This window comes from Parabacteroides acidifaciens (genome assembly GCF_003363715.1).
GTDB lineage: Bacteria > Bacteroidota > Bacteroidia > Bacteroidales > Tannerellaceae > Parabacteroides > Parabacteroides acidifaciens.
Genome location: NZ_QREV01000017.1, coordinates 81,405 through 87,896, shown reverse-complemented (window position 1 = coordinate 87,896; position 6,492 = coordinate 81,405). Strand labels below are relative to the sequence as shown.

At 45.4% G+C, this 6,492-nt stretch carries 5 protein-coding genes and 3 tRNA genes; 4 read left to right on the top strand and 4 right to left on the bottom strand.

The genetic code is table 11. The features are described from left to right. Nucleotides 1–396 precede the first annotated feature (396 nt). From DWU89_RS09405 to DWU89_RS09395, 3 genes are all read right to left on the bottom strand, one after another. Nucleotides 397–474: transfer RNA gene (locus DWU89_RS09405), tRNA-Val, on the bottom strand. 26 nt (nt 475–500) lie between these two features. Continuing rightward, a tRNA-Val gene (locus DWU89_RS09400) sits at nt 501–575 on the bottom strand. A 27-nt stretch (nt 576–602) separates the two neighbouring features. Then, nucleotides 603–677 (bottom strand) — tRNA-Val (locus tag DWU89_RS09395). 171 nt (nt 678–848) lie between these two features. Between DWU89_RS09395 and purB the strand changes: the two genes are divergently transcribed. The 3 genes from purB (at nt 849) to asnS (ending at nt 5,232) form a co-directional block, all read left to right on the top strand. Then, on the top strand, nt 849–2,192 hold the full coding sequence (purB, locus tag DWU89_RS09390) for an adenylosuccinate lyase (protein ID WP_115499391.1): 1,344 nt from the start codon (nt 849–851) through the stop codon (nt 2,190–2,192). Between the two features lie 61 nt (nt 2,193–2,253). Continuing rightward, nucleotides 2,254–3,756: a pseudouridine synthase gene (locus DWU89_RS09385; RefSeq protein WP_115499390.1), complete on the top strand. Its 1,503-nt coding sequence runs from the start codon at nt 2,254–2,256 to the stop codon at nt 3,754–3,756. A gap of 69 nt (nt 3,757–3,825) precedes the next feature. Further along, the gene (gene asnS, locus DWU89_RS09380; protein ID WP_115499389.1) at nt 3,826–5,232 is read left to right on the top strand and encodes an asparagine--tRNA ligase; all 1,407 of its coding nucleotides are present in this window, start codon (nt 3,826–3,828) and stop codon (nt 5,230–5,232) included. Nucleotides 5,233–5,298: 66 nt separating this feature from the next. Here asnS and DWU89_RS09375 read toward each other — a convergent pair whose 3' ends face one another. Next, nucleotides 5,299–5,769, bottom strand: coding sequence for an Lrp/AsnC family transcriptional regulator (locus DWU89_RS09375; protein ID WP_115499388.1), 471 nt, complete (start codon nt 5,767–5,769; stop codon nt 5,299–5,301). 149 nt (nt 5,770–5,918) lie between these two features. Here DWU89_RS09375 and DWU89_RS09370 point away from each other — a divergent pair, with 149 nt between their 5' ends. Next, nucleotides 5,919–6,473: a GNAT family N-acetyltransferase gene (locus DWU89_RS09370; protein WP_115499387.1), complete on the top strand. Its 555-nt coding sequence runs from the start codon at nt 5,919–5,921 to the stop codon at nt 6,471–6,473. Nucleotides 6,474–6,492: the final 19 nt, after the last annotated feature.

The window sequence follows — 6,492 nt, the reverse complement described above, 5'->3', positions numbered from 1 at the left end:
ACGGTCGTAATGGCAAAGAGGACGGTCGTAATTGCTGGAAACGCTCGAAAAAGAGGAAAAAGTCCCTTTTTGAGGTCAAAAAAGCGGATTAACATTTATTGAGTTTCGGATGCCTTTCGAGCTTGAAAAATGCGTTTTATACAATAAGCCCCCCCGGATAGTTGAAAGTTAAGAGTTGAAAGTTGGAAGGGAACGCAAAATGACATGCTGTGATGGATCCGGATTTTTCAATTTGCATTCATGTTTATACAACCAAAAAAGGCTGGAACTCTGTTCCGGCCTTTTTTGGTTGTGTTTAGCCTTTTCTTTTAAATAGCGGGAGAGTAAGGTGTTCTTTTGTGTTGGTTGGGAAAATAAAAAAAGCAATCATGCAAATCATGATTGCTCTCTATTAAATGGTGGGCGTTGACGGATTCGAACCGCCGACCCTCTGCTTGTAAGGCAGATGCTCTGAACCAGCTGAGCTAAACGCCCGAATGTGAAATCAATTTGGTAGTGAGTGGGCGTTGACGGATTCGAACCGCCGACCCTCTGCTTGTAAGGCAGATGCTCTGAACCAGCTGAGCTAAACGCCCAAAGTGAAATCAATTCGTTATGAAAGGTGGGCGTTGACGGATTCGAACCGCCGACCCTCTGCTTGTAAGGCAGATGCTCTGAACCAGCTGAGCTAAACGCCCTTTCATTCTTCATTAAGTAAAGTTGTACGCTCTATCTCTCTAAAGCGCTGCAAAGATACGGCTTTTTTTATTACCTCCAAATATTTTAGAGAAAAAGTAGAAAAAAACTACTTCTCTACCTATATGTATTAAGATTTATAGTAACTTTGCAGCTCCATATTAATAATGTATATGATATTTTCGACACTGACAGCAATTTCGCCTGTAGACGGGCGATACAGAAATAAAGCCGAGAACCTGGCGGCTTACTTTTCAGAATATGCACTCATCAAGTATAGAGTGCAGGTGGAGATAGAGTATTTTATTACTCTGTCCGAGTTTCTCCCGCAGCTTCAAGCTTTGGCTACTGCGGAGAACAAAGAGGCTTTGCGGAAAATTTACCGTGAGTTTTCAGTTGAGGACGCAACCCGCATTAAGGAGATCGAGAGCGTAACAAACCATGATGTAAAGGCAGTTGAATATTTTATTAAGGAAAAGTTTGATCAGTTGTCTTTGCAGGAGTATAAGGAATTTATCCATTTCGGATTGACCTCACAGGATATTAACAATACTTCTGTCCCCTTGTCTATCAAGGATGCACTGAACGAGGTGTACTACCCCGGCTTGCAGGAAGTGATCGACATGTTGAAGAAATATGCCGAAGACTGGGCGGAGGTTTCCATGTTGGCCAAGACACACGGGCAACCGGCTTCTCCGACTCGGTTGGGGAAGGAAGTGATGGTGTTCGTTTACCGTTTGGAACAGCAGGTGAAGCTGTTGAAAGCGACACCTGTTTCTGCCAAGTTCGGCGGGGCAACCGGTAACTTCAATGCGCATCATGTGGCTTACCCGGGATATGACTGGAAGGCATTTGGAAATAAGTTTGTGAATGAAGTGTTAGGGCTGAGCCGTGAGGAATGGACCACGCAGATTTCCAACTACGACAACCTGGCTGCTATTTTCGACGGAATGAAACGGATCGATACGATCCTGATCGACCTGTGCCGCGACTTCTGGCAGTATGTTTCGATGGAATATTTCAAACAGAAGATCAAAGCCGGCGAGGTGGGATCTTCCGCCATGCCGCATAAGGTAAACCCGATCGACTTCGAAAACGCAGAAGGCAACTTGGGTATGGCAAATGCTATCTTGACACATCTGGCGATGAAGTTGCCGATTTCGCGTTTGCAGCGCGACTTGACAGACTCTACGGTGCTTCGTAATGTCGGTGTACCCATGGCCCATATTGAAATAGCATTCAAAAGCTTAACAAAAGGACTGGGTAAGTTGTTATTGAACGAGAAAGCGTTGTACCGGGATTTGGATAACTGCTGGGCTGTGGTGGCCGAAGGCATTCAGACTATTCTTCGTCGTGAAGGATATCCGAAACCTTACGAAGCATTGAAAGCCTTAACCCGTACAAACGAAGGCATTACTGCCGGATCGATCAGTGATTTTATCGATCAGTTGCAGGTTAGCGATGCCGTTAAAGCAGAATTAAAGGCGATAACGCCGCATAATTATACAGGTATTTAGTGAGAAACAATGGGTAGCCGTGAGGTTACCAAGTAGTTAATTATCATTTAATTTACAACAAATGAGCACAGAAGAAAGAGATGAATCTCAACCGCGTCCAAGAAAGGTGATACCAAGTATCAGACGGGAAAACACAGACCAGGATTCTGAAAGAAGACCTTACAATCAAGGTTATAACAGACCTGAAGGAAACAACTATGAACGGAGACCGTATAACCGTCCAACTCGGGATGACCGTGGCGGTTATAACTCTTATGGGGACAACCGCTCTTCTTATGGGGACAGACCGAGTCGCCCGCGTACGTATGATAACCGCGAAGGTGGCGGTTACAATAAACCGTATAACCGCGACAATGGTGGAAACCGTGGCTATGGTAACAATCGTGAAGGAGGTTACAACAACAGACCTTCTTATGGAAACAATCGTCCGTCTTACGGAAATGATCGTCCTTCTTACGGCAATGACCGCTCTTATGGCGGTGATCGTCCGTCCTATGGTGATCGTCCGTACAATCGTCCGACTCGTCCCAGCAACTATGAAGACAGGGGCAAAGCATACTCTGCTACTCCGGCCGGTGAAGGTGTTTCGGGTGACGGCGTAAAGAAAAGAAGACCGCGTGTAGGGGATACCCGCGTAAGTTCGCCTTACGACAACCGTGATAATCGCGGCGGCAGACCTTCATACGGTAACAACCGTCCTTATGGCAATAATGGCGGTGGCGGACGTGGCGGTTATAATAATAACAGACGTCCGAACAATAATCGCCGTACGGGTGATTATAATCCGAATGCGAAGTACAACTTCCAGAAGCAGTTGAAGTATAAGGAAGTGTTGGCTGATCCGAACGAACCGATCCGTTTGAATAAGTTCTTGTCTAACGCTGGTGTTTGTTCACGTCGCGAGGCAGATGAATTTATCCAGGCTGGTGCCGTTAAGGTTAACGACGTGGTGGTAACTGAATTGGGTACGAAGATCACACGCCAGGATAAGGTGTTGTTCAACGAACAGCCGGTTCAGATCGAAAGCAAGGTGTATATCGTGCTGAATAAGCCGAAGAATTGCGTGACGACATCCGACGACCCGCAGGAACGTCTGACTGTTATGGATTTGGTAAAGAACGCTTGCCAGGAACGTATTTATCCGGTAGGCCGTCTGGACCGCAATACGACAGGTGTACTGCTGTTGACTAACGATGGCGATCTGGCTTCCAAGCTGACTCATCCGTCATTCAAGAAGAAAAAGATCTACCACGTATGGTTGGATAAGAACGTGTCTATCGAAGATATGGAAAAGATCGCTAACGGATTGGAACTGGAAGACGGAGAAATCCATGCCGACGCAATCAGTTACGCAAGCGAAGAGGATAAGAGCCAGGTCGGTATCGAAATCCACTCCGGACGTAACCGTATCGTACGCCGTATTTTCGAATCACTCGGCTATCATGTGATTAAACTGGACCGTGTCTATTTTGCCGGCCTGACCAAAAAGAACCTGGGACGTGGAAAGTGGCGTTATCTGAACGAACGTGAGGTGAACGCGCTCCGCATGGGTGCTTTTGAATAAATATAAGAGTTTAGCCGGTTGGAAAAGCCGGCTAACTTGTTTTGATTACCTAAGAATAAAAATATAAACATGGAAGCAATTAAAAGAACAAAGATTGTAGATGTGCTGAAAAGCGATGCTTTCGGTACGACCGTTAATGTGAAAGGCTGGGTGCGTACCCGGCGTGGTAGTAAACAGGTTAGTTTTATAGCCCTGAACGACGGTTCTACAATAAATAATGTTCAGATCGTTGTAGACGTGGATAAGCTGGGCGAAGAATATCTGAAGCCGATTACGACAGGTGCCAGTATCAGCGTAAACGGTACGCTGGTGCAGTCGCAGGGGAAAGGCCAGAGTGTGGAGATCCAGGCTACCGAGATCGAAATTTACGGTAGTGCGGACCCGAATACATATCCTTTGCAGAAGAAAGGTCATTCGATGGAATTCCTGCGTGAGATCGCTCACCTCCGTCCGCGTACGAATACGTTCGGGGCAGTATTCCGTATCCGTCATAACATGGCTTATGCCATTCATAAATTTTTCCATGACAGAGGTTTCTTCTATTTCCACACACCGCTGATCACAGCTTCCGACTGTGAGGGCGCAGGACAGATGTTCCAGGTAACGACGATGAACCTGTACGATCTGAAGAAGGATGAAAACGGATCTATCATTTATGATAACGACTTCTTCGGCAAACAGGCAAGCCTGACTGTTTCCGGCCAGTTGGAAGGCGAGTTGGCTGCTACGGCTTTAGGACAGATTTATACGTTCGGCCCGACTTTCCGTGCTGAAAACTCCAATACGCCGCGTCACTTGGCCGAGTTTTGGATGATCGAACCGGAAGTGGCTTTCAACGATATCCTGGACAATATGCAGTTGGCTGAAGAGTTCATCAAGTACTGCGTACAATGGGCTTTGGATAACTGTATGGACGATATCAAGTTCTTGAACGATATGTTCGACAAGGGCCTGATCGAACGTCTGCAAGGTGTGTTGAAAGACGACTTTGTCCGCTTGGCTTATACGGAAGGAATCAAGATTCTGGAAGAAGCGGTTGCCAAGGGCCATCAGTTTGAATTCCCGGTATATTGGGGTGTCGATCTGGCTTCCGAGCATGAACGCTATCTCGTTGAAGAGCATTTCAAACGTCCGGTTATCCTGACTGATTATCCGAAAGAGATCAAGGCTTTCTATATGAAGCAGAATGAAGACGGCAAGACAGTCCGTGCGATGGATGTATTGTTCCCGAAAATCGGTGAGATCATCGGTGGTTCCGAACGTGAAGCTGATTATGACAAGTTGATGAACCGTATCAATGAAATGGGTATTCCGATGAAGGATATGTGGTGGTATCTCGATACACGTCGTTTTGGTACTGTGCCTCATTCCGGTTTCGGTTTAGGTTTCGAACGCCTGCTGTTGTTTGTTACAGGTATGACAAACATCCGCGATGTGATTCCTTTCCCGCGTACACCGAAGAATGCAGATTTCTAATCTGTATCCGCATAATAAATAAAAAACTCCGCGTAGTCCAGAAGTTCTGCGCGGAGTTTTTTTTATTTATTCATCATCCAGGTCGATTGGAATCTGCCGTTTGAATGCTTCCTTAAAGGAGATGAGCGATTCGGTCCGGGCAAGTCCCAACGGCTGCAGTTTATTATGGATGATACTTAGTAAGTGCTGGTTGTTTTTGGCATATATCTTAATAAACAGGTCATACTGTCCTGTGGTATAATGGCATTCTACTACTTCGGGAATCTCCTTTAGAGCTTCCGTTACGGCGGGAAACTGTCCGGGTGATTTGAGGAATAAGCCCATATACGCACATGTTTCATAGCCGACTTTCGTATTGTCGACAATGAATTCGGAGCCTTTGATAACACCCAGATTTGTCAGTTTCTGAATGCGTTGGTGTATAGCAGCTCCCGATACATTACACTCCCTTGCCACTTCAAGGAAAGGCATACGGGCATTGCCTATGATTAATTTTAATATCTTCTCGTCAAGTTCATCCAGTTGATGGTGTGCCATAATTTATCTATATTTGTATATCTGTATTATCTGTTCTTACAATCTTAATACAAATATAATTAATCTCTAATGATTAATCCATATTTTTTAGTATAATATTTTATTTTGTAAGTCTCTTTTGTAATAGTAATCATCAATTTTATGGTCTTATGGATTTAAAATCAACAGTAATATGTAAGCCGGTTAAGGATTTTACCGATCCGGTATTGGATTTGATAGAGAAAACATATACGGAATCTTTTCCGGAAGAGGAACGCCGTGACTTCTCGCTTGTGCGTGGTTTGGTAAAAGACGAACCTCGGTTTGTTGTATATGCCTTGTCGAGAGATGGCCGGTATGCCGGCTTCATCACCGGTTGGCTTTTCGATGGTTACACGTATGCGGAGCATTTTGCCATCGATCCGTCAGCCCGTAACGGTGGGATAGGGGCGGAGGCCATGAAGCAATTCCTTGCCTTTTGCGGAACTCCGGTCGTATTGGAAGTAGAGATGCCTGCCGACGAGATGAGTCGGCGCAGAATCGGCTTTTATGAGCGCTTAGGCTATACGTTAGATCATCATGTCTATCATCAACCGCCTTACAGGGATGGCGGGGAATGGCTGGAAATGCGGCTTATGACGTATGGAAATATTGATCTGGAACATTCTTTCGAGCAGGTAAAGAATTGTCTGCATAAGTATGTTTATGGCGTTAAAGGTTTATGATCCGGATAGAAAAACAATA

Excerpts from the sequence above, each read along its gene's own strand:
- purB (WP_115499391.1), top strand. The coding sequence starts at position 849 with ATGATATTTTCGACACTGACAGCAATTTCGCCTGTAGACGGGCGATAC.
- DWU89_RS09385 (WP_115499390.1), top strand. The coding sequence starts at position 2,254 with ATGAGCACAGAAGAAAGAGATGAATCTCAACCGCGTCCAAGAAAGGTG.
- asnS (WP_115499389.1), top strand. The coding sequence starts at position 3,826 with ATGGAAGCAATTAAAAGAACAAAGATTGTAGATGTGCTGAAAAGCGAT.
- DWU89_RS09375 (WP_115499388.1), bottom strand. The coding sequence starts at position 5,769 with ATGGCACACCATCAACTGGATGAACTTGACGAGAAGATATTAAAATTA.
- DWU89_RS09370 (WP_115499387.1), top strand. The coding sequence starts at position 5,919 with ATGGATTTAAAATCAACAGTAATATGTAAGCCGGTTAAGGATTTTACC.